This is a genomic window from Limnoglobus sp. (genome assembly GCF_059499385.1).
This window is the reverse complement of record NZ_JCABYM010000039.1, coordinates 6,735-28,644: the sequence shown is the minus strand read 5'-3', so window position 1 is coordinate 28,644 and position 21,910 is coordinate 6,735. Positions and strand designations below refer to the sequence as shown.

At 67.6% G+C, this 21,910-nt stretch carries 17 protein-coding genes; 2 read left to right on the top strand and 15 right to left on the bottom strand.

Going from position 1 to position 21,910, the window contains the following annotated elements:
- Positions 1 to 57: 57 nt before the first annotated feature.
- Positions 58 to 891: a DUF3472 domain-containing protein gene (locus AC5JJ2_RS06410; protein WP_495857139.1), complete on the top strand. Its 834-nt coding sequence runs from the start codon at positions 58 to 60 to the stop codon at positions 889 to 891.
- A 248-nt stretch (positions 892 to 1,139) separates the two neighbouring features.
- Here the strand turns inward: AC5JJ2_RS06410 and AC5JJ2_RS06405 are convergent, their stop codons facing one another.
- From AC5JJ2_RS06405 to speA, 14 genes are all read right to left on the bottom strand, one after another.
- Positions 1,140 to 5,315, bottom strand: coding sequence for a beta strand repeat-containing protein (locus tag AC5JJ2_RS06405; RefSeq protein ID WP_495857138.1), 4,176 nt, complete (start codon positions 5,313 to 5,315; stop codon positions 1,140 to 1,142).
- A gap of 435 nt (positions 5,316 to 5,750) precedes the next feature.
- Complete coding sequence (locus tag AC5JJ2_RS06400; protein ID WP_495857137.1) at positions 5,751 to 7,040, bottom strand: bifunctional folylpolyglutamate synthase/dihydrofolate synthase; 1,290 nt, start codon at positions 7,038 to 7,040, stop codon at positions 5,751 to 5,753.
- Between the two features lie 136 nt (positions 7,041 to 7,176).
- Entirely contained in the window at positions 7,177 to 8,466 is a 1,290-nt protein-coding gene (locus AC5JJ2_RS06395) for a PQQ-binding-like beta-propeller repeat protein (protein WP_495857136.1), read from the bottom strand.
- Positions 8,467 to 8,547: 81 nt separating this feature from the next.
- Complete coding sequence (locus AC5JJ2_RS06390; RefSeq protein WP_495857135.1) at positions 8,548 to 8,859, bottom strand: hypothetical protein; 312 nt, start codon at positions 8,857 to 8,859, stop codon at positions 8,548 to 8,550.
- A gap of 153 nt (positions 8,860 to 9,012) precedes the next feature.
- On the bottom strand, positions 9,013 to 10,524 hold the full coding sequence (locus AC5JJ2_RS06385) for a hypothetical protein (RefSeq protein ID WP_495857134.1): 1,512 nt from the start codon (positions 10,522 to 10,524) through the stop codon (positions 9,013 to 9,015).
- On the bottom strand, positions 10,514 to 12,574 hold the full coding sequence (locus AC5JJ2_RS06380) for a preprotein translocase subunit SecA (protein ID WP_495857133.1): 2,061 nt from the start codon (positions 12,572 to 12,574) through the stop codon (positions 10,514 to 10,516). Before AC5JJ2_RS06380 ends, AC5JJ2_RS06385 begins: the two co-directional genes overlap by 11 nt.
- A gap of 120 nt (positions 12,575 to 12,694) precedes the next feature.
- Positions 12,695 to 13,138, bottom strand: coding sequence for a hypothetical protein (locus AC5JJ2_RS06375; protein WP_495857132.1), 444 nt, complete (start codon positions 13,136 to 13,138; stop codon positions 12,695 to 12,697).
- Positions 13,135 to 13,419, bottom strand: a complete 285-nt coding sequence (locus AC5JJ2_RS06370) for a hypothetical protein (protein WP_495857131.1) — start codon at positions 13,417 to 13,419, stop codon at positions 13,135 to 13,137. The genes AC5JJ2_RS06375 and AC5JJ2_RS06370 overlap by 4 nt, the downstream gene beginning before the upstream one ends.
- A 38-nt stretch (positions 13,420 to 13,457) precedes the next feature.
- The gene (locus AC5JJ2_RS06365; protein ID WP_495857130.1) at positions 13,458 to 14,312 is read right to left on the bottom strand and encodes an MBL fold metallo-hydrolase; all 855 of its coding nucleotides are present in this window, start codon (positions 14,310 to 14,312) and stop codon (positions 13,458 to 13,460) included.
- A gap of 26 nt (positions 14,313 to 14,338) precedes the next feature.
- Entirely contained in the window at positions 14,339 to 14,650 is a 312-nt protein-coding gene (locus tag AC5JJ2_RS06360; protein ID WP_495857129.1) for a type II toxin-antitoxin system RelE/ParE family toxin, read from the bottom strand.
- Positions 14,647 to 14,937: a ribbon-helix-helix domain-containing protein gene (locus AC5JJ2_RS06355; RefSeq protein ID WP_495857128.1), complete on the bottom strand. Its 291-nt coding sequence runs from the start codon at positions 14,935 to 14,937 to the stop codon at positions 14,647 to 14,649. The genes AC5JJ2_RS06360 and AC5JJ2_RS06355 overlap by 4 nt, the downstream gene beginning before the upstream one ends.
- Before the next feature lie 44 nt (positions 14,938 to 14,981).
- Positions 14,982 to 16,313 (bottom strand): PQQ-binding-like beta-propeller repeat protein, encoded by a 1,332-nt coding sequence (locus AC5JJ2_RS06350; protein WP_495857127.1) that lies wholly within the window; start codon positions 16,311 to 16,313, stop codon positions 14,982 to 14,984.
- Between the two features lie 96 nt (positions 16,314 to 16,409).
- Positions 16,410 to 16,988 (bottom strand): Uma2 family endonuclease, encoded by a 579-nt coding sequence (locus tag AC5JJ2_RS06345; RefSeq protein WP_495857126.1) that lies wholly within the window; start codon positions 16,986 to 16,988, stop codon positions 16,410 to 16,412.
- A gap of 16 nt (positions 16,989 to 17,004) precedes the next feature.
- Entirely contained in the window at positions 17,005 to 18,951 is a 1,947-nt protein-coding gene (speA, locus tag AC5JJ2_RS06340; RefSeq protein ID WP_495857125.1) for a biosynthetic arginine decarboxylase, read from the bottom strand.
- 133 nt (positions 18,952 to 19,084) lie between these two features.
- Between speA and AC5JJ2_RS06335 the strand changes: the two genes are divergently transcribed.
- The gene (locus tag AC5JJ2_RS06335; protein WP_495857124.1) at positions 19,085 to 19,708 is read left to right on the top strand and encodes a DUF5655 domain-containing protein; all 624 of its coding nucleotides are present in this window, start codon (positions 19,085 to 19,087) and stop codon (positions 19,706 to 19,708) included.
- 4 nt (positions 19,709 to 19,712) lie between these two features.
- On the opposite strand, the gene glgB is transcribed toward AC5JJ2_RS06335, so the two are convergent.
- Positions 19,713 to 21,638 carry a 1,4-alpha-glucan branching protein GlgB gene (gene glgB, locus AC5JJ2_RS06330; RefSeq protein WP_495857123.1) on the bottom strand — a complete coding sequence of 642 codons (1,926 nt, stop codon included), beginning with the start codon at positions 21,636 to 21,638 and terminating at the stop codon, positions 19,713 to 19,715.
- Between the last annotated feature and the right edge of the window lie 272 nt (positions 21,639 to 21,910).

Below are 21,910 nucleotides of genomic sequence, written 5' to 3'. Positions count from 1 at the left end.
CCTGCCGACGGCGACGACTACAACGACGGTTTCCACACTCTCCCACCGGGTGAAAAAATGCGAACGACGATCGCGGTCGTTCTCGGACTCGTTCTCGCCACCGGGGCGGCCGCCGACGAGAAGTTGAAGGGCGTCGCGTGTCGGTCGGTCCACCTCGGGTACGACGCGCCCGAAGGGACGGCGTTCTACACCGAGATGACGGTCGAGAAGTCCGCGGACGGCACGTATTTCATGGCCGCCGGGTTCCGCCTCGGGTACTTCGGCATCCAGGAACTGGCGAACGGGAAGAAGGTCGTGATCTTCTCCGTCTGGGACCCGACCGCCGGCGACGACCCGAAGGCGGTCCCGGACGAGCAGAAGGTGAAAACGCTTCACAAAGATGACGGTGTCCGCGTCGGGCGGTTCGGCGGCGAGGGGACCGGCGGGCAGTCCTTCTTCGACTACGACTGGAAGGTCGGCGAAACGTACCGGTTCCTCGTGACGGCGAAGCCGGACGGCGCGGACCGCACCGCCTACGCCGGGCACTTCTACCTGCCCGAAAAGAAGGCGTGGAAGCACCTCGTCACGTTCTCGACGCCGTCGAAGAAGAGATTGCTGGAGGGGTACTACTCGTTCGTCGAGGACTTCCGGCGGAACAAGGTGTCAACGACGAAGGAGCGGCGGGCAGCGTTCGGCAACGGGTGGGTGAAGACGACGAAGGGCGAGTGGGTCGAGCTGACCAAGGCGCGGTTCACCGCGGACGCGAACCCGGCGACGAACATCGACGCGGGCGTGTCCGAGGGCCGGTTCTTCCTGACGACCGGCGGCGGCGTGACGAACGCGACGACGAAGCTGCGGGAGGCGGTGGAGCGGAAGGCGGGAAAGCAGCCGGCGGATTTGCCGGTCCCGTAGGGCGGGTCAAGGCTTTGCGCCGACCCGCCGCGCCCCCAGCCACCTCTTCGTTTCTCCCGTGTGGTCGCTACCCCCGGCGGGTCGGCGCAGAGCCTTGACCCGCCCTACAAACCCGCCGCGCCCCCAGCCACCTCTTCATTTCTCCCGTGTGGTTGCAGCCCCCGGCGGGTCGGCGCAGAGCCTTGACCCGCCCTACAAAAAAGCCCGCGGATCACTCCGCGGGCTTTTCGTTTTCATTCGCCCGACGCCTAGCCGACGAACACGCCGCCGGCGAAGCCGGGGAAGGCGTCGATGTTCAGCGTGGACACCGGCGTGCCGTCCGGGGCGATGTTCCCGCCCAGGTACGCCGTCGCCCGGTTGCCGGCGTTGTCGCCGGCCCCGACGACGATGTCGGCCTTGTTATCCCCGTCCAGGTTCTTCACCGCCACCCGGACGCCGCCGCGGGCGTTCGGGTCGCCGGCGAAGAAGTTCGCCCGCGTGATGTACGCATTCGTCAACAGCGACTTCCCGCTGTAGGCGAGAATCCGCGGGCCGCCGCCGGGGCCGCCGCCGCCGATCACGTCGGCGAACCCGTCCCCGTCGATGTCCCCGACCGCCACGAACGCCCCGTTCCGCAGCGTCTCCTCGAACAGGAAGAAGTCGGCGAAGATCTTCCGCGGGGACGCGCCGATCGACTTACCGTCGTACCCGGCAATCCGCGGGCCGCCGCGGAACCCGGCCGACGCCACGAGGTCGGACCGGCCGTCGCCGTTCACGTCCCCGATGGCCGCCCGCGCCCCGCCGCGGAAGTTCACGTCGTCGATCACGAAGAAGCTCGTGATCTGGTTGAAACCCTTGCCGTTGAGGACGATCGCCCGCGGGCCGCCGCCCTGGTCCGGGGTGATGACGAGGTCCGGCGTGCCGTCCCCGGACAGGTCGCCGGCCGCGACGTACACGCCGCCGGTGAACTGGCTCTCGAACGGCTGGGTGCGGAACAGTTCGTTGCCGGTCGCCCCGTCCAGCACGGCGACGCCGGTGACGCTGCCGGGGCCGGTCCCGATGACCACGTCGGTGACGCCGTCGCCGTTGAAGTCGCCGGTCGCCGTCCGGACGCCGCCGGGGGAGCCGGGGAACGCGGCCGTGATGAACCGCTCGGTCCCGTTCGCGTTGAAGAACCGCACGGCCTGCGGCCCGCCGGCCCCGGACCCGACGGCGAACTCCGGGGTGCCGACCAGCCGCTGCGGCGGCGGGGGCGGGGGCGGTTCCGGCGGGATGAACGACACGTTCACGTCGAACGTGTCCGTCGAGGACTTCCCGTCCGCGTCCGTGACCGTCAGGGTGACGGTCGTGATCCCGGCCACGCCGTTGGCGGCGGACACGTTCACCACCCGGCTCGTGCCGACGCCGGTGACGGACACGGCCGGCAGCAGGGCCGTGTTCGCCGCCGTCGCGGTGACGGTCAGCGCGTCGGCCGGCGTCTCGGCGTCCACCACGACGAACGGGTACGACCCGGACTGGCCGGCGATCAGGCTCTGGTTCACCACGTCCGTGACGACCGGGGCGTTGTTCACCGGGCCGCCCGGCGGCGGGGGCGGGGGCGGGCTGAGCGTCACGTCGAACTTGTCGGTCGCGGACGCCCCGGACGCGTCGGTCACGGTCAGCGTGATCGTCGCCGTCCCGGTCTGCCCGGCCGCCGTGACGACCGTGACCGTCCGGTTGACGCCGACCCCGTCCACGGTGACGGTCGGCGTGATGGCCGGGTTCGACGACGCGGCCGTCACGTTCAGGTTGGCGGCCGGCGTCTCGGCGTCGGCGACGCCGAACGCGAACGTCCCGCTTTGCCCGTTCTGGATCGTCTGGTTCAACACGTCCGTGATGATCGGGGCCTGGTTCGGCGGGGCGGGCGGGGGCGGGGGCGGGGGCGGGACGAAGATGTTCGCCAGGTCGAACGAGGCGAACGTCGAGCCGCCGGTGACGGTGGCGTCCACGAAGTACGCCCCGCCGGTCCCGTTGGCCGTCGGGCTGGCCTGGGCGAAGCCGCCGGCCGTCGTCAGCACGATGGTGGACGGCCCGGAGCCGGGGAACGTGGCCCCCGCGCCGGCCACCGGGCCGGCGAACCGGACGCTGACGCCCGGCAGCACCGGGTTGCCGAAGAAGTCGGTAACGAGCACCCGGAGCGGGCTGTTGAACGCCGTGTCCGTGAGGACCGACTGCCCGGCCCCGCTCACGACCGTCACCTTCGACGCCGCGGCCGGCACGTTCGTCAGCGTGAACGCGACCGTGCCGACGTTCGGCCCGATGGCGTTAACGGTGAACGTCCCGACGCTCGTGTTCGCCGTGACGGGGATCGACACGAACCCGCCGGCGTCCGTGTTCACGGTGGCCGTCGTCGCCCCGCCGGTGAACGTGATCGACGCCCCGGAGGTCGGCGCGGTGAACGTGACCGGCACGTTCGCGATCGGGAAGTTACCCGGATCGAGCACCTGGACCTTCAGGTTCTGCGTGTACGTCGCGGCGGCCGTCGTCGTCTGGTTGTTCCCGCTGACGATCTGCAGCGTGCCGGTCGGCGGGGCGGCGATGCCGAAGCTCGTGTTCCGCAGGTCGAACAGGGCCGGGGCGAACCCGGTGTCCGTGTTCGCGGTGACGACGTAGTCGCCGGCGACCGCGTTGGCCGACACGCTGGCGACGGCGAACCCGTTCGAGTCGGTGATGACGCCGGTGACCGGGCCGGACCCGAAGAAGATGGCCGACGCCGTCGGGTCGGGGACCTGCGGGGCCTCGAACCGGACGAGCTGCGACGCGAGCGGGACGCCGTTCGCGCTGGTGACGAGGACCTTGAGCGTGTTCGCGAACGGCTGGTTGGTGATCGTCGTCTGGTTGTCGCCGGAGACGATGCCGACGGACGTGCCGTTCTGCACCTCGAACGCCCCGATGTCGATCCGGCCGCCGACCCGGCGGGCGAACCCGCGGGCGTCGGTCAGGAACGCGCCGGTCGTGGTGGACCCGGCGTTGATCGCCCCGCTGCCGGCCTGCAACGCCCGCGTGAACACCGGGCCGCCGTTCGCCTGCGGCGCGCCGAGGGCCGGGCTGATCCGCTTGTCCGCCGCCGCCCCGCCGACCTGGTCCGTGCCGACGGTGTTGAACTTCGCGTTCCCCGAGTCGAGGGTGGCGATGAAGTTGAACCCCTGGGACGTGGACGCGGTGCTGGAGGTGACCAGGATGTCCGGCGTGCCGTTCGTGTTGTCCGGCGTGTTGTTCGCGACGATCGTGTGGGAGAGGTTCAGGACGCTGCCGGCCAGGACGCCGTGGCCGCCGCCGGTGCGGGTGGAGCTGTTGTTCGTGACCGTCGAGTGGCGGATCGTCACGTCCGTCCCGGACACGCCGCCGCCGCCGCTCGCCCCGGTGCTGTTGTTGTGGACCGTCGAGTTGAAGACCTCGACCCGCGCCCCCTGCACGCCGCCGCCGCCGCCGCTGGCGAACTGGCCCGCGTTCCCGGCGACGTAGCTCTCGTTGACGCGGATGTTCTGCAGCCCGGACGACACGCCCCCGGTCCCGCCCTGGGTGGCCGTGTTGTTCGTGATCGTGGTCCGGTTGAACACGGCCTCCGACCCGCTGAACGCCCCGGCGCTGCCGAGGCCCTTGCCGACGTTCCCGGTGAACGTGGCGTCGTTGAACTCGAACGCCCCGCTGAACGCGCCGACGCCGCCGGCCCCGCCGATCGACGTGTTACTCAAGAACCGCGTCTGGTTGAACTGGAAGAACCCGCCGAACTCGGCGAACAGCCCGCCGCCGTTGCCGGCGGCCGTGTTCCCGGAGAGGAGGACGTTGTTGAACGTCCCGCCGGTCGTCCCGGCCGTGCCGCTGAACGCGACCGCCCCGCCGTCGCCGGCCGCGTTGTTGCTGCTGAACGTCGAGTTGTTGACGGTCAGCCCGGCCCCGCCGGTGACCAGCACCGCCCCGCCGTCCGTCCCGGCCCCGGCCGACCCGCCGGTCAGCGTCAGGTCGTTGATCGTGAACTCGGTGTTGTTGACGGCCCCCGCGACGCGGAAGAACCGGAAGTCCTCGGAGCTGAACCGGCTGATCGTCGCGCCGTTCCCGTTGAGCGTGATGCCGTTCTTCCCGGTCCCGTCGGCCACGATGCTCGGGAAGGCGTTCTTCCCGTCGTTCGTGTCCAACGTTGTCGTCATCTTGTACGTCGCGTTGGGGAACAGGTTGATCGTGTCGGCCTCGCCGTTGGCCACGGCCGCGGTGAAGAACCCCAGGATTTCGTTGATCGCGTTCGTGTTGTTCTGGCCGAGCACGCCGGGATCGACCACGGCGTTGAACACGGCCGGGACGCTGCGGTCTTCCAGGGTTTCCAGGGAACGACGGAGGCCGAGGGGGGGCGTCGCGCGGGGTTGGGGGGTGCGGTCGCGGCGAGAGGAAGGGACTCGTCGTGCGGGCATAAGCCACCTCAAAGAGTTCCGCCGTGCGGGGGGCACACGGGAACAACGGTGTAGGTCCGGTTGTCTATCCAGCCACCAAGAACGTCGAGTCGCGGCCGGTTGCTCGGTGATTATTCCGGCGCGGCGGACGGTTGCAAGGCAACTTCGGCAAGCTAGCGAGAATATTCCCGGTTCCGCTGCCGGACACCAGGAACATTGCGTGGATAGCGCACACAAGACGAGTCTCGTCGCCCCACCGATTGACCGGAAAGCGAGAATTTTTGCATTCGGCAGGACAGGAATGGTCGGCACGACCGGACCAGGCCGTCACGCCCGACTTCCGAAGTCCGGCTTCGACTTCGGAAGTCGATCCCGCGCGGGGGCGTTCCTTCTCGTCCGGATGCCTTCTGGCCCTGTTCGACTTCCGAAGTCGAAGCCGGACTTCGGAGGTCGGGGTCATCCCCGCACGCGGTCCTGTAACTCCCCGGCGAGGAACACCGAACCGGTCACGCACACGAGGTCGTTCGGACCGGCCTCGGAGCGAGCCGCGTCCCACGCCAGGTGAGGCTCCGCGTGAACGGTCGCCGGCTTGCCGACGAGGGCCGCCAGCTTCTCCGGCGGTACGGACCGCGTGTTACTCGCGTACCGCGTCAGGTGGAAGTGGTCGAAGTAGTCCGCGAGCGTCGCCAGTATGTTCGCGTATTGCTTGTCCGACGAGACGGCGAACACGCACGCCTTCCGCCCGGCCGTCGGGAACGCCTCGCGGAGCGTGCGGACCAGGGCCACCGCGGACGGGACGTTGTGCGCGGAATCGAGAACCACCGCCGGCCGCTCGCGGACGACCTCGATCCGCGCCGGCCAGTCCACGGCCGCCAGCCCGCGACGGACGGCGGCCGTCGGTACGGTCAGCCCGGCGGACCGGAGCCGCGCCACGGTCGCGACGGCGACGGCGGCGTTCGCCGCCTGGTGCTCGCCGAGCAGCATCAACGGAACGTCGCGGAACTCCTCGCCGGCCACTCGCAGGTCGGCCGTCCGCGGCGGGCGGTAGCGGTAGTCGAATTCGCGGCCGAGTTCGTCGAGTGGGGCCGCCGTTTCCTCGGCGATGGTTCGGATGACCGCGGCCGGCCCCGGCTGGCGGACGCCGCTGACGACCGGCACGCCCCGCTTAATGATCCCTGCCTTCTGGAACGCAATCGCTTCGAGCGTGTCGCCGAGTTGCACCATGTGGTCGAACCCGACGGACGTGACGACGGACACGAGCGGCCGGCAGACGTTCGTGCTGTCGAACCGCCCGCCGAGGCCGACCTCGACGACGGCGACCTCCACCCGGCGGCGGACGAAGTGCAGGAACCCGAGGGCCGTGCCGATCTCGAAGAACGTCGGCGGGTGGTCGTGTTCCTCCAGGCCGCGGACGACCGGGGCCAACTCCGTGACGACGGCGGCGAGTTCGGCGTGCGCGATCGGCGCGCCGTTGACGCGGACCCGCTCCTCGACGTGGACGAGGTGCGGCGACGTGAACAGCCCGACGCGGTAGCCGGACGCATGAAGGATTGCCGCGAGCATGGCGGCGGTGGAGCCTTTGCCCTTCGTGCCGGTGACGTGGACGATCCGCAACCGGTCCTGCGGCCGGCCGAGGCGGTCGAGGAACGCCCGCATCCGCTCGAGCTTCAGGTCGGACGGCTGGGCGGCCTTGATTTCGTAGTTGATCCGCCCGTACCAGAAGGCGATGGCCTCGTCGTAGGTCATGCCGTTCAGGATAGGACCGGGCGACGGGGTGGGAATTGGCGAGCCGACTGGCGAGCCGAGCGGCGTAAGCCGCCGGGTGAGGGAGCGTTACCCGGCGGCTTACGCCGCTCGGCTCGCCGTCGCGTGCGAACTTCGCTCACTTCTTCCCGACGCAGTACAGGTGCGTCGGACTGCGGAGGAACAGCGCCCCGTCCACGACGGCCGGCGACGCCATGCACCGCAGGTCGTCGGCCTTGATCGGGAAGATCGGCGGGGCCGTGTGAGCCACCGGGCCGCCCACGTCCAGCGCGTTCGTCGCCACGGGGTTGTACGTCTTCGTGGCCTCCACAACGAACACCTTGCCGCCCTCCGAGAGCAGGTACAGCTTTCCTTCGACCAGAACCGGCGACGCGGAGAACTTCCCTTGCAGCCGCTCCTCCCAGTGCTTCTTGCCGGTCTTCGCGTCCAGGCAGAACAGGATGCCGGTGTCGTTCACCATGAACAGCAACTCGCCGACGACGATCGGCGACGGCCGGGTCGCCCCGACCTTGTCGAGCCGCCACGCGATGCCGTCCTTCGTCAGGTCACCGGTCCGCCCGGCCTTCACCGCGATCAGGCCGTTCTTGTGGCCGATGGTCAGGTAGATCAGCCCGTGGGCCATCACCGGCCGGCACGCCTCGTTCATCCCGTCGTGGACGACCCGCCAGACCTCGTCGCCGGTTTCCACGTCGTGCGCGATCGTCCCCATTGCGGCGGGGCAGACGACCTGCGGCTTGCCGTCGATCTCGAACACGGCGGGCGTCGCGTAAGCCTTCTTGAAGTCGCCGTTGTCCGGGTACGGCAGCTTCCGGTCCTTCCGCCAGACCGTTTCGCCCGTGGCCTTGTCCAGGCACGCGACGTACTGCTGGTCGAACCCGTCGAACAGGAGGAACAGCTTGTTCTTGTAGACGACCGGCGACGACGCCGGGCCGCGGAAGTGGTCGCACGGCAGGTCGGTCCGCTTCCAGACCGGCTGGCCGGTCTTCGTGTCCAGGCAGGCCGTGCCGTAGGAGCCGAAGTGGACGTACACCCGCCCCTCCTCGACGCACGGCGTCGGCGAGGCGTAGCTGTTGTACTGGGCCGTGTTCGCCGGCTTCGCCGCGTCGAACAGCGGGATGTCGTGGACGACCTTCCCGGTGTTCTTGTCGAGGCAGACGGCGAAGTATTTCGTGCCGTCGGCGCGGGCCGTGGTCAGCCACACCTGGTCGCCCCACACGACCGGCGACGACCAGCCCTTGTCGTGGATCGGCGTCTTCCAGCGGACGTTCTCGGTTTCGGTCCAGGTCGTGGGAATGTTCGTGGCGGTGGAGACGCCGTCGCCGGTCGGCCCACGGAAGGCCGGCCAGTTGTCGGCGGCCGCGGCGGGCAGGCCGCAGGCGAGCAGCAGGAGCGAAAGGGAAACACGCATGGGAGGACTCGGCGGGGAAGGTGGCGGGAGGCCGGCGAGGATTAGTCTAACGAGTCGCGCGGGCCGGGACAGGAGTTCGTGTCAGTCCTCATCCATCACGACAACGATCCCGATCCGGGTCGAATCGATTCCAAGAACGCACTGGTCGAACGTAGCCGAGGTGAGTGGGTTACCCGTCCTGGACCGCCCACCACTCGGCGAGGTTTCCCAGTCCGTAAAGTTGGTGAAGAACTTCACCCCATCGTCGTACAGCCTCGTGAACTGTTCAGCGAGTTCCTCTGCCCGGCGAGGCTCCATCACTTCAGCACCGTAGGCCAAGTCGATGCCCAAAATGTTCGCCAACCGCTTTCGGGCACGCGAGTGATCCAGTTCAATCCAGTCATCGCCGAGCATGTTAAGTCCGTGCCCTTCGACAAACCGATCCAGGTCTTCGATACCCCCATCGTTAACGATTCCGAAGTGAACTCGGACCTCACCAAATCGTCGTGCCCGACGGACGGCCCGATGAAATCGACTTTGTTGCGGAGTCATTTCGCACCCGATGGTTTACCGGGGTGATTCACCGAGTAGGCTTCGGGGTACGAACACGAGGCAATTTCCATCGCGGTGCAGCTGCGCCCACTCGGGATGGGCGAGCAACAGCCGGATGAGGCCGTCGTCCCCGTCAGGGCGAAGGAAGAACGCGCTCGGATCGTACTGCTTCAACAATTCGGCGAGCGGCACGTCGCCCCACGCGGCCGCGAAGTGGCGGTCCCACTCGGCCCGCGAGAGCAGGTAGTACCGGCCGTCGTGCGTCACCCGCCAGTCCGGGTGGCCGCCGTCGGCGACCACGCCGCCCCAGAAGAAGTTCGTGTAAATCGTGCCGCGCACGCGGGCGTCGCGGAGGGCGCGGACGCCGGCGAACGGGTAGTGGTCCGCGAACGGGGCCGGGTTCACCGCGAGCGGGACGCCGACGGCGAGCAGCACGGCCACCGCCGCGAGCGGCCACCGCCACCGGGAACGGGCCGTCGTGTCCGGTGTCCTCGGAATCAATTCCGCCCAGACCGGCATGACGGCGATTCCCCAGAACAGCATGAACCGGTGCGAGAGCAACATCGCGACGGTGAGGAGCGCGAACGCGGCGAGCGTCGCGGGCCGGACGTGCCGCCCGCGGACGGCGACCGCGATGAGCGTCAGCCCCAGCCCGAGCCAGGACGCCCAGCGGCCGTGGCTTAGCGGCTCCCAGGTGAGCGGCAGCCATTCCGAGACTTCGAGGTAGCGGGAGCGGTCGGCGTTCTCGGCGGCGATGCGGAAGATGTCGAACCCCGCCGGCGTCGCGACGGTCGAGGCGGTCGCCAGCACGAGCAACGCCACGAGCCGCCACGGGAATTCGGGTCGGTGTTTCCACCAATACCGAACCGATTCCGCGAAGAGTGCGGCCAGCACGACTCCCGCCCCGACCGCGACGGACGGGTGCAGGTTCTGCCACGCGACGAACAGCACCGCGCCCAGCACCGCCGTCGTCCGCACGCCGAGATTCGACCGCACCAGCACGAGCAGCAGGCCGAACGCGAGCGCGGCGAAGCTCTGCGGCCGCACGCTGGCCGACGGCACGGCCGCCAGCCACCCGACGTACAGCCCGACGGCGACCGGCCAAACGTTCCGCGCCCGCCGGGCCAGCGAAGCCGCCACGACCGCGAACCCGCCGAACCAGACGACCGCATCGACGAGCCACAGCAGCGTCCACCCGCCGAGCTGCCGCGCGGCCGCGTACACGACCTGCGCCAGCCACGCGACCACGGCCAACGGCTCCGCTTCCTTCCCCGCGAGGAACGGCTCGTACTTCGGTAGACCTGTCGCGAGCGTGATCTCGCCGAGCTTCAGTTGCCAGAAGATGTCCACGTCGTGGATCGTCCGGCCGAGTTGCACGAAGAGCATGACGCTCGCCGCGATCGCGAGCACCGGGACCGGGCCGGACCGCTCGCCGAGGGTCCAGACCCAGCCCGCGGCGCGGCGGGAAAACGAAACGACCCGGCCGAGGCCGGGTCGCGACGCCGAGGGCGGCGGGTCAATCGACATACGGGTCGGCCCCGAGGTCTTGCAGCATCTCCTGCCGGTTCTTGTCGTAGTTCATCAGGTCGAGCCGCTGCTTATAGTGTTTCTTCTCGATCCGCTTCTGGGCCTTGCGGAACAGCCGGCGGAACAACGCCCACGGCCGCGCCGCCCCGGACTTGCCGAGCTGCTCGAGGCCCTGCTGCTTCGCCTGCCCCAGCCCTTCGAGGACGTTGTCGTCCAGCGACACGAAGAATTGCGCTGTGCCGGGGTCGCCCTGCCGCCCGGCCCGGCCGGCGAGCTGGCGGTCGATCCGCTCCGCCTCGTGCCGCTCCGTGCCGATGACGTGCAGCCCGCCGTTCTCCGCCACGCCGGGGCCGAGCTTGATGTCCGTCCCCCGGCCGGCCATGTTCGTGGCGACCGTGACGCGGCCCAACTGCCCGGCCTGGCTGACGATCTGCGCCTCGTTCGCGTCCTGCCGGGCGTTGAGGACGAGGTGTTCCACGCCCGCGAGTTCGAGCAACTTCGACAGCCGCTCGGACTTGTCCACGGTCCGCGTCCCGATGAGGACGGGGCGGCCGCGCGCGACCATGTCCTTCACTTGCTTCACGACGCCGTCGAACTTCGCCCCCTCGTGCGGGTAGACGGCGTCCGGCTCCTGCGTTCGCTTCACCGGCCGGTTCGTCGGGATCTTCGTCACCCACCGGCGGTAGACGCGGCGCATCTCCTTGAAGTTCGGCATCAGCGTCCCGCTCATCCCGGCCAGCTTCTTGTACAGCCGGTAGAAGTTCTGGAACGTCACCTGGGCCGCGTGCTCGGACGGCATCGTCACCTGCACGGCCTCCTTCACCTCGACGGCCTGGTGCAGCCCGTCCCGCCAGTGGCGGTCCGGCATCGGCCGGCCCGTGCCTTCGTCGATGATGATGATCTTGCCTTCCTTCGAGATGATGTACTGGTGGTCCTTCGTGAACCGGTGGTACGCGTGCAGCGACTTCTCGACCTGCTCCAGCAGCTTGTCCATCGCCTGGGCGTGCTGACCGGTCGGCGGGTTCGAGTACCGGACGAGGTGGCGGCCGCTGTCGAGGATTTCGACCTTGTCCTTCTTCAGGTCGAGGCGAAAGTGCTCGTCCCGGTTCATCTGCTTCGCGACGGCGTCGGCCCACTTGAACATGACCTGCTCTTCCGGCGTCGCGTCGCGGGTCGGGTTCGCGATGATGAGCGGCGTCCGGGCCTCGTCCACGAAGATGCTGTCCGCCTCGTCCACGATGGCGTAGTACAGCGGCCGCTGGACGCGGGGGTCGGCCTTCATCTGCCCGCCGCTGGTCCACGGCTCCCAGAACGCGGACGCCGTCGCCTGGCCGCCGCGGAGCTTCAGCCGGTCGCGGAGGAAGTCGAACCCGAACTCGGCGGCCGTCCCGTAGGTCACGTCGCACTTGTACTGGGCGGACCGCTCCTGGTCCTCCATCTTTTGCTGGATGCACCCGACCGTCAGGCCGAGCATCCGGTAGACCGGCCCCATCTCCTCGGCGTCCCGCTTCGCCAGGTAGTCGTTGACGGTGGTAACGTGGACACCCTTGTTGACGAGCGCGTTCAGGTACGCCGGCGAGACGGCGCACAGCGTCTTCCCCTCCCCGGTGGCGAGTTCGACGAGGCCGCCGTAGTGCATGACGATGCCGGCCGCGAGCTGCACGTCGAAGAGCTGGTAGCCGAACAGCCGGCGGATGGCGATGGCGGCGAGGGCGAACGCCTCCGGGATGAGCTTGTCGATGCTCTCCCCGCCGCGGACGCGGCCGCGGAGGTTCAGGCTCTTCTTGCGAAGGTCGTCGTCGTTGAAGTTGAGGAACTGCTGCTCCCAGTGGCGGATCTTCGGGATGACCAGGGCGGCCTTCGCGAGCCGCCGCTTCCACGGCCGCGGGTCGAGGACGATGCGGAGGCGGTTGGTCGTCTCCGTGCCGAGGCGGCCGGGGACGTTGGCGATCGGCGGCCGCCGCGGCTCGTGCTTCTTCTCGCCGTCGGCCGGCGGCGCGGTCGCGGGGACGAGGTCGAGGACTTCTTCCGGGGCGTCCGTGGGGGTCATGTGCGGTGGCTCCTTCGCGATGCTCTTAACTTACCGACGGAACCAGGGCGGCGAAAGGCGAGTGCGAATTTGGCAAGCACGCGTTATGCATGGGAAGGTGTGCGGCGTGGGGGAGGTGGGTCAGTATTCAATCGTGAACGCCAGGTTCGGGCCGTCGATGATGACCTTGTACGGCAAGAGCACGCTGAGGCCGATCAGCACCTCCACCGGGTCCAGCGGCGTCACCAATTCCGTTACCTCGGTCTGGGGCGTGAGGATGAGAGATTGAGACAACCCGCCGAACGGGGGCAGGCCGAGGCTGACCTCATGAATGTTGACCGGTACCAATCCACTCGCGGTCTGCGTCGAGGTGGATCGAATCGGCGACGAACCCAACGCCGTGAGTAACCGCGAGGCGACGGCCGAGATGGTGGAACCGGTGTCCACGGACGCCCACGTTAAGATCGGTTTTGGGACCGGGACACCCGATGCCATGGCCGCCGAGATGGCCGCGGCCGAAGGCCCGACGAGGATCGGGATTTCCACCCCGGCGGCGGTGAAGTAGTGGGTGACGCGGCCGGTCATGCGGCGAGCCAGCTTAGGCGGACGGGCGTGTAGTACTCACGGATGTATTGAACGAGGATGGGCTTTCCGGCGTATCGTCGGGCCGCTTCAAAGAGCGCCTCTCCGGCCCTCTCCCACAATCCGACGATTTGGCCGTCCTGGATCACGACCGTCCAGCCGAGTTTCCCGTCCGCCACCCATTGGGGGACTTCCCGACGGTAGACCTCCCACTCGGCGAACAACGGGTCGTTCGGCTCGCGAGGTTGGAGTTGGGTATAGTGTTGGCAGTCGAGATTCCGCATGACATCGCCCTCCGCCCACGATCCTACACCCGACGCGGTCACAGCCACAACTTCAACTTCGCCTTCAGCGCGTCCGGCAGCTTCTTCTCGACCACCTTCACCACCTCCGTCGGGTGGTAGCGGGTGCTGAAGTGGCCGGCCACGATCAGCTCGTTCTTGAACCGGTCGGCCCGCTCGATGAAGTCGTCCAGGTGCATGTGCCCGTACTTGTGAATCTTGTCCCGCCGGTGCGCGGCGCGGATGAAGCTCAGCTCCGTGATCAGAATCTTCGCCTCGTAGGCGGCCGGGCACGAGTCCAACCCCGCCGGGCTGGTGTCGCCGGTGAACGCGACGAGCGGCAGCCGCACCTCGCGCGTCACCGGCGTGCCGGCCTGCCGGAGGTCGCGAATCTTGTCGCCGGGAAGGCCGAGGTACTCGTCCTTGAGCTTCTGCCGCCGGTCCCACACGACGAACCCGCGGGACGGGATCGTGTGCGTCGTCGCGAACACGGTGACGACGAGCTCCCGCGACAGGTCGATCTCGTCGCCGGGGTCCACGCCCTCGATCTGCGCGAGCTGCCGGCCGCGGTCGAGCCGCTGGAACACGAGCATGAGCCGCTTCACGTCCTCGACGGCCTCCGTCGGGACGAAGATCGTCGGCGGGTCCATCTTCATCATCCGCCGGCGGGCGACGTACACCGGCAGGGCGGCGATGTGGTCCAGGTGGGCGTGCGACACGAACCAGTTCGGCGTGCCCATGAAGTCCCACGGCTGCGCCCCGAGGTCGAACCCGACCTTGAGTTCCGGGACGCGCCAGTAGCTCTGCACGGCGGCCCGCGACCACCCCTCGACGGTGAGGCCGGCGTGCGTGTGACTGAGGTACGGGGCGTTATCGACGGGTCGGTCCGTGCTCATGGGGGATACTGTATGCGGCAGTCGCGTCACGACCCGAAGACGGCATCCCGGTCCCGCGAGGCGTGTAGGACACGGACGACCGTGATGCCGTCCGGGTTCGGCTGAAAGAAGACGAGGTAGTTTGGCGACTGTCGGACGGTCATCACCCGGAGGCCGGGCAGGTTAAAGTAGCCGGGTTCGATCAACTCGCCCGTTGCGGGGAAACGTTCCAAAAATGCGAGCGTCTTCGTGAGCCGGTCGGCGAACCGGTCGGCCGACAAAACGCCCGCCTTGGTCCGAATCACGTCGGCGATTTCTTCGATGTCCCACTGGGCACGTTGAAGGATTTCAACGCTCACGACGGGCGCTCCGCGCGACGGAGAGTTCCGGTGCGAATCTTCTCGCGGAGGGCGTTCCAATAATTCTCATCCGCCTTCACCGGGTTACCACTGTTGATGCCTTCCATCAACAACTTTTCCAACTCCTCCCGCGGGTAGCCGGCGACGAGAGAACCGGGCGGCACTACCACGGTGTCGTCCTCACCTTCAAGGAAATCCATCACGTACTCTTCCACCGAGGCGAAGCCGTACCGCTTCGCCCGCTCTTCGGCCTTCGCCCGCAGCTCGTCGGGGATCGTGATCGTCATCGCGGCCTCCGGTTCGGGTTCGCCTCGGTGGAAGTATACCGCGCTCACGACTTCGCGAGCGACACGCAGACGATCTCCTTCTCGTTGCGGACGATCATCCGCTTCTCGGCGAACGCCGGGTGCGACCAGATCACCTTCCGCCCGCGGTCCGCGCCGATCGGGTCGAGGACGTGAGCGCGGCCGAGTTCCTCGTACTTCGTCGGGGTCAGCTTCAGGATGACCAGGTCGCCGGCGTCGGTGAAGCAGAACACCCGGTCGCCGTTCTCGACCCAGAACGCGCTACCGAAGAGCGCGTCCTTGCCGAAGAGTTGGTTGCTCGCCCACACTTCCTTGCCGGTCGCTGCCTCGGCGCAGACGACCGCCCCGGTGTTCGCCGCGAGGCCGTACAGGTGGTCGCCCTTCGCGATCAGGCTCGTCATCAGCACCGGCAGCTTCTCCGGCGTCTTCGGGAACGTGTCCGCCGCCCGCCAGAAGACTTCTGCCGTCGGTTTGTCGGTCGCCAGCTTCACCGCCAGCGCCCCGTCGTAGGCGCTCGTCACGACGACCATGTCGCCGACGACCTTCGGGGTGACGATGCTCACGGCCGGCGTCATCTGCTTCTTCCCCTTCTCGGGGTGCGGGTGCTTCCAGTAGACCTCGCCGGTCTTCGGGTTCAGCCCGGCGAGTTGGTCGGACAGCCAGACGATCAACTGCTTCGTCCCGCCGGCCTCCGCGATCACCGGCGCGGAGTACCCCACGTCGCTCGTGGTCAGGGCCGTCCACTTCTCCTGCCCGGTCGCCTTGTCGAACGCGACGACGGCCTTCCCCTCGCCGCCGACGAGCGCGATCACGAGGCCGTCGTGGACGAGCACGTGCGCCGAGTAACCCCAGACCGGCGGCTTCGTCTTGTAGTCGTCCGGCAGGTACTTCTGCCACACCGGCTTGCCGGTCTTCGCGTCCAGGCAGTAGAGGTCGCCCATCGCGCCGAGGGTGTAGACGCGGTCGCCGTCCACCGTCGGCGTCGTCCGCGGACCCATCGGGCGGTCTACCTTCTGGTAGACCCGCTCGTACTCGTGCGTCCAGACCGGCTCGCCGGTCTTCAGGTCGAGGCACACGACGCGCTCCGTGCCCGGCGTCGTGCCCCGCGGGGCGTCGGCGGCCGGCTCTTTGCGGATGCGGTCCATGACGAACACCTTCCCGCCGCTCACCGACGGCCCGGTGTAGCCGGGGTTGATCGGCTTCCGCCAGAGCACCTTCGGCCCGCCGTCGGGGAACTTGTCGAGGATGCCGTCTTCCTTCCAGACGCCGTCGCGGTTCGGCCCGAGCCACTGCGGCCAGTCGGCGGCGGACGCAGGGACGGCGAGGACGAGGGTGACGATGAGTGCGCGGGAAAGCATGAAGAACTCCGGCGGGAAATGAAAGGACGGCCGAGCGGGGAGGCGCTCAGGATAACATGCGGAATTTGTACGAGCGGGACGCCACGGGTCGGGGAATTATCCGGCCGTCGTCGCGATGACCGGTAGGACCGCGGACAGTGGCAGGTTGAAACCGGGAAGCACGACCTCTCCGGACAATTCGCCCGGTTCGCGAACCTTTGTAACGCTACCGTCGGCGCGATGCACGAAGGCGATTCGGAGCTGAGGTTCTACGACCCAGGCGAGAGAGGTGCCGGCCGACAAAAAGTCCTCCACCTTCACCGTTAACTCGTTCATCGTTTCGTGCGGCGATACCACTTCCACTACGAGGGCCGGCACGATACGGAAGTCCCCCGAAGGGACGATAAACGTCCGGGGGTCGCACAGGATCACGGACACGTCCGGCTTCCGCACCTGTCGGGGCTTTCGCGGGAAGCACCTATAACCGGCTTCCGCCGTCACCGAGAGGCCGCAAAAATGCTGCTCGCACCATTCGTCCAAGCGACGAAAGATGCGGCCGACGGTAACGCTCGATTCCGCACCCATGGCCGGCTTCTCCACGAGTTCGCCGTCGATCAGTTCGTACCCCTTCGGCACGGGGTCGATATCCGCGATATCTTCGACCTCGTAGATTTCCAGAGCTTCGGCGACCGTCATCGTCGTCCCTCCCGGCTCACGGCTCTTCCAGGTAAGTATACCCGTCCAGCCCGCTCTCGTAGAACTTCAGGAACTGCTTGCTCTCGGTCACGGAGATGTGCCCGGCCCGGACGGCCCGCTCCACGTCCTTCCGCACGCGGTCGGTCAGCTTCTCGGCGCTGTACTGCACGTAGTTCAACACCTCCGTCACCGTGTCCCCCTTGATGACCGTGTCCACGTTCGGCGTGCCGTCTTCTTCGAGCCGCACGTGGACGGCGTTCGTGTCGCCGAACAGGTTGTGCAGGTCGCCGAGGATTTCCTGGTACGCCCCGAGCAAGAACGTGCCGAGGTAGTACGGCTCCCCCTCCGTGACCGGGTGCAGTTCCAGCGTGCTGCGCACGTCGCGGAGGTCGATGAACTGGTCGATCTTCCCGTCCGAGTCGCAGGTGATGTCGCCGAGGATCGCCTTGCGGGTCGGGACCTCGTTCAGCCGGTGGATCGGCATGACCGGGAAGAGTTGCTTGATCGCCCAACTGTCCGGCATCGACTGGAACACGGAGAAGTTGCAGAAGTACGTGTCCGACAGCATGTTCTCCAGCCCGTTCAGCTCCTCCGGCACGTAGTCCATCTCCTTGACCATCCGCTGGAGCTTCCGGGCGAACGCCCAGTACAGCCGCTCCGCGAGGGCACGCAACTCCACGTTCAGGTAGCCGAGGTTGAAGAGGTTGAGCGTCTCCTCCATGCTCTGCACGGCGTCGTGGTAGCTCTCGAGGTAGTTCTTCTTCGTCAGCTCGCGGTAGTTGCTGAACAGGTCCTGGATCGGCTGCGGGGCGTCCGCGGGCATCTCCTCGGGGGCGGTACACTTGTCGAAGTCGGACGTGCCGAGCACGTCGAACACGAGGACGGAACTGTACGCCACGAGCGCCCGGCCGCTCTCCGAGATGATGTTCGGGTGCGGCACGCCGGCGTCGTCGCACACGCTCTTGATGCGGAACACCACGTCGTTCGCGTACTCCTGGAGCGTGTAGTTCATGCTCGACTCGAAGTCGGTCTGCGACCCGTCGTAGTCGATCCCCAACCCGCCGCCCACGTCGATGAACTTCAGCCCCGCGCCGAGCCGGTACAGCTCGACGTACACGCGGGCCGCCTCGGTCAGCGCGTCCTTCACCTTGCGGATGTTCGATACCTGGCTGCCCATGTGGAAGTGCGTCATCTGCAGGCAGTCGTCGAACCCGCGGGCCTTCAGGTACTCGTAGGCTTCCAGTACTTCGGTCAGCGTCAACCCGAACTTCGACCGGTAGCCGGCGGAGCCGCGCCACCGCCCGGCCCCGCGGCTGGCGAGCTTCACCCGCACGCCGAGCGGCTGCCGAACGCCGAGTTCCTCCATGTATTTCACGATCAGTTCGAGTTCCGTGAACTTCTCGACCACCGGCATGATGTTCTTGCCGATCTTCCGGGCGAGGACGACCATCTTGATGAACTCGTCGTCCTTGAACCCGTTGCAGATGATCGGCGTTTCGGCGTTGCCGTTCGTCATCGCCAACACCGCGAGTAATTCCGGCTTGCTGCCGGCCTCCAGCCCGAACCCGTGTTCCTTGCCGAACGTGAGGACTTCCTCGACGACGTGACGTTGCTGGTTCACCTTGATCGGGTAGACGCAGGAATACTTCCCCTGGAACCCGTACTCGTCGATCGCCTTGTTGAACGCCCCGCCGATCTCGCCGATGCGGTGGCGGAGGATGTCCGAGAACCGCAGCAGGATCGGGAGCTGGATGCCACGGTGGTTGAGTTGATCGATGAGTTCCTTCAGGTCCACGGACCGGTCGGCGTCCTTGTCCGGGTGGACGGTCAGGTGGCCGTGCTTGTTGATGCCGAAGTACCCCTTGCCCCAGTTCTTGACGCCGTAGGTTTCGAGGGCGTCCGCGTGACGCCAGGGATGTGAGGATTCCGAGTCGGAAGCTTTGCGGTCCGCGGGTTTGGCCATCAGAGGGAGCCTCGGGGGGCGGTCGTCGCCTTGCGGGGAACGGGGTTACCTGTCTAATGTTACGCCGACGGGTTTCGCGTGCAACGCCAAGTCGGGAATGTGAAGAATTGCCCCCTATTCGGAGGTCCCTGTAATGACGAAAACCGCCCCGCTCGCGTTCGACGTTCACCCCGGCGTCGCGATGGTCCGCAAGTGGGCGGACGAGCTGCCGGCCAAGACCGGCCGCACGCTCGACGAGTGGGGCCGGCTCGTCGAGCGGCAGAAGTTCGCGTCGAAGGCCGTCGCGACCGACTGGCTGAAGGCCGAGTACGGCCTCGGCACGATGACGGCCGGGCAGGTCGTCGAGTTCGCGATGGGCCAACAGACGTGGGACGGCACGCCGGAGATTTACCTCCGCAACGCGGCCGTGTACGTCCAGGAGATGTTCGCGAAGGGCAAGGAGTGGCAGCGGCCGATCTTCGACGAGGTCGTGGCGTTCGTCCGCACGCTCGGCCCGGACGTGAAGGTCTGCCCGTGCAAGACGATCGTGCCGTTCTACCGCACCCGCGTGTTCGGCGAACTGAAGCCGGCGACGAAGACGCGGCTGGAGCTGTCGTTCGCGCTCGGCGAAGTGGCGGACGTTGGCCGACTGGTGCGGAACCCGCGGGCGAAGGGCAACGACCGGCTGCGGCACATGGTCGCGCTCACGCCGGACGCCGGGTTCGACGCCGCGTGCAAGAAGTGGCTGAAGGCCGCGTACAAGGCCGACGCGGCGTAATCCGTCACGCCGTCCCGTGCAGGTACACGACGGCCATCGGCGGAATCTTCAGGTTCACCGAGTACGGCTGGCCGTGCATCGGCACGAACTCGGCGTGGACGCCGCCGTCGTTGCCGACGTTCGACCCGCCGTACACCGCCGCGTCCGTGTTCAGAAGCTCGTGCCAGTAGCCGGGGCACGGCACGCCGACCCGGTAGCCCTCCCGCGGCACCGGCGTGAGGTTGCACACCACGACCACCCGGTCGTTCCCCTTCCCCTTCCGGTAGAAGCTCAGGATGCTCGCCCCGGCGTCCGACGCGTCGATCCACTCGTACCCGCCCGGCTGGTTGTCCAACTCGTGCAGCGCCGGCTGCGTCCGGTACAAGTGGTTCAAGTCGTGGATCAACTGCATGACGCCCTGGTGCGTCCAGTGTTCCAGTAAGTGCCAATCGACGCTCGAATCGTGCCGCCACTCCTGCCGCTGGGCGATCTCGCCGCCCATGAACAGGAGCTTCTTGCCGGTCATCCCCCACTGGTAAGCGTAGAGCGCCCGCAGCCCGGCGAACTTCTGCCACTCGTCGCCGGCCATCTTGTCCCACAGCGGCCCCTTGCCGTGGACGACCTCGTCGTGGGACAGCGGCAGCACGAAGTTCTCGTGGTACGCGTATAGCATCCGGAACGTCAGGTCGTTCTGGTGGTACTTCCGGTGGATCGGGTCCTTCGCAAAATACTTCAAGGTGTCGTGCATCCACCCCATGTCCCACTTGTACCCGAACCCCAACCCGCCGGCGTAGGTCGGGCGGGAGACCATGCCCCAACTCGTGGACTCCTCCGCGTAGGTCTGCACGTCCGGGTACTTCTCGTAGACCGTCTGGTTGAACCGCCGGAGGAAGTCGATCGCCTCGATGTTCTCCTTGCCGCCGTACTGGTTGGGAATCCACTCGCCCTCCTTCCGCGAGTAGTCGAGGTACAACATGCTCGCGACCGCATCCACCCGCAGGCCGTCGATGTGGTACTTGTCCAGCCAGAACATGGCGGACGACAACAGGAAGCTGCGGACCTCGTGCCGGCCGTAGTTGAAGATGTAGCTGCCCCAGTCCGGGTGGTAGCCCTGCTTCGCCTCCTCGTGCTCGTACAGGTGCGTGCCGTCGAAGTAGCACAGCCCGTGGCCGTCGGTCGCGAAGTGGGACGGGACCCAGTCGAGGATGACGCCGATGTCGTTCTGGTGCAGGTGGTCGATGAGGAACATCAGGTCCTGCGGCGTGCCGAACCGGCTGCACGCGGCGAAGTACCCGGTCGTCTGGTAGCCCCACGACCCGAAGAACGGGTGCTCGGTGACCGGCATCAGCTCGACGTGGGTGAACCCGCACTTCTTGACGTGCTCGGCCAACTTCGGGGCCATCTCCCGGTAGCTGAGCGAGTGGTACGGCGGCGTGTCCGACCGCATCCACGACCCGACGTGGACCTCGTAGATGCTCACCGGCGCGTCCTGCGTCTGCTTCTTCTTGCGGGTCTTCAGGTACTCCGCGTCGTTCCACTCGTACTTCAAGTCCCAGATGACGGACGCGGACTTCGGCGCGATCTCGCTGCTGAACCCGTAGGGGTCGGCCTTGTCCACGCTGAACCCGTCGTGCGGGGTGGCGATGTGGTACTTGTAGCACTGCCCCTGGTGCGCCCCGGCGACGAACCCGGCCCAGATGCCGGACGACCCTTGCGGCTGGAGCGGGTGACGGCCCTGGTCCCACCCGTTGAAGTCGCCGACGACCGACACGTACCGGGCGGCCGGGGCCCACACGGCGAAGTGCGTCCCCGTCACGCCGCCGATCGTCGTCGGGTGTGCCCCGAACTTCTCGTACCCGTTGAGGTAGTTCCCCTCGTTGAACAGGAAGAGGTCTTGCGCCCCGAACCACTGGGTCGGGGCGGGCGACGGGGCGGTTTGCTTCTTGGACATGGTTCGCCGGGGGCGGAGCGGGAGGAGGTCGGGCTAAGGGAAAACCTACCGGCCCGGCGGCGTGCGGGCCAGGGACGTTCGACCGAACGACGGGGGAAGGTGCGAAAAAGGAACGGGTGACGAAGGGTGGTCCGGTCGTGCCGGGAGAAGCGGTTGTCGGGGCGGGCCGGGTTGCGCGGGGCGCGGTTTAACCCCCCCCCCCCAACCCCGCCGGGGGTAAAAACACGGTAGCACCCCCCACCCCCCCGGTTTAACGAACCACCATAACCACC

Coding starts and splice junctions, on each gene's coding strand:
- AC5JJ2_RS06335 (WP_495857124.1), top strand. CDS start 19,085: ATGACGAAAACCGCCCCGCTCGCGTTCGACGTTCACCCCGGCGTCGCG.
- AC5JJ2_RS06395 (WP_495857136.1), bottom strand. CDS start 8,466: ATGCGTGTTTCCCTTTCGCTCCTGCTGCTCGCCTGCGGCCTGCCCGCC.
- AC5JJ2_RS06385 (WP_495857134.1), bottom strand. CDS start 10,524: ATGTCGATTGACCCGCCGCCCTCGGCGTCGCGACCCGGCCTCGGCCGG.
- AC5JJ2_RS06375 (WP_495857132.1), bottom strand. CDS start 13,138: ATGACCGGCCGCGTCACCCACTACTTCACCGCCGCCGGGGTGGAAATC.
- AC5JJ2_RS06350 (WP_495857127.1), bottom strand. CDS start 16,313: ATGCTTTCCCGCGCACTCATCGTCACCCTCGTCCTCGCCGTCCCTGCG.
- AC5JJ2_RS06405 (WP_495857138.1), bottom strand. CDS start 5,315: ATGCCCGCACGACGAGTCCCTTCCTCTCGCCGCGACCGCACCCCCCAA.
- AC5JJ2_RS06365 (WP_495857130.1), bottom strand. CDS start 14,312: ATGAGCACGGACCGACCCGTCGATAACGCCCCGTACCTCAGTCACACG.
- AC5JJ2_RS06410 (WP_495857139.1), top strand. CDS start 58: ATGCGAACGACGATCGCGGTCGTTCTCGGACTCGTTCTCGCCACCGGG.
- AC5JJ2_RS06380 (WP_495857133.1), bottom strand. CDS start 12,574: ATGACCCCCACGGACGCCCCGGAAGAAGTCCTCGACCTCGTCCCCGCG.
- AC5JJ2_RS06400 (WP_495857137.1), bottom strand. CDS start 7,040: ATGACCTACGACGAGGCCATCGCCTTCTGGTACGGGCGGATCAACTAC.
- glgB (WP_495857123.1), bottom strand. CDS start 21,638: ATGTCCAAGAAGCAAACCGCCCCGTCGCCCGCCCCGACCCAGTGGTTC.
- AC5JJ2_RS06345 (WP_495857126.1), bottom strand. CDS start 16,988: ATGACGGTCGCCGAAGCTCTGGAAATCTACGAGGTCGAAGATATCGCG.
- speA (WP_495857125.1), bottom strand. CDS start 18,951: ATGGCCAAACCCGCGGACCGCAAAGCTTCCGACTCGGAATCCTCACAT.
- AC5JJ2_RS06370 (WP_495857131.1), bottom strand. CDS start 13,419: ATGCGGAATCTCGACTGCCAACACTATACCCAACTCCAACCTCGCGAG.
- AC5JJ2_RS06355 (WP_495857128.1), bottom strand. CDS start 14,937: ATGACGATCACGATCCCCGACGAGCTGCGGGCGAAGGCCGAAGAGCGG.
- AC5JJ2_RS06390 (WP_495857135.1), bottom strand. CDS start 8,859: ATGCTCGGCGATGACTGGATTGAACTGGATCACTCGCGTGCCCGAAAG.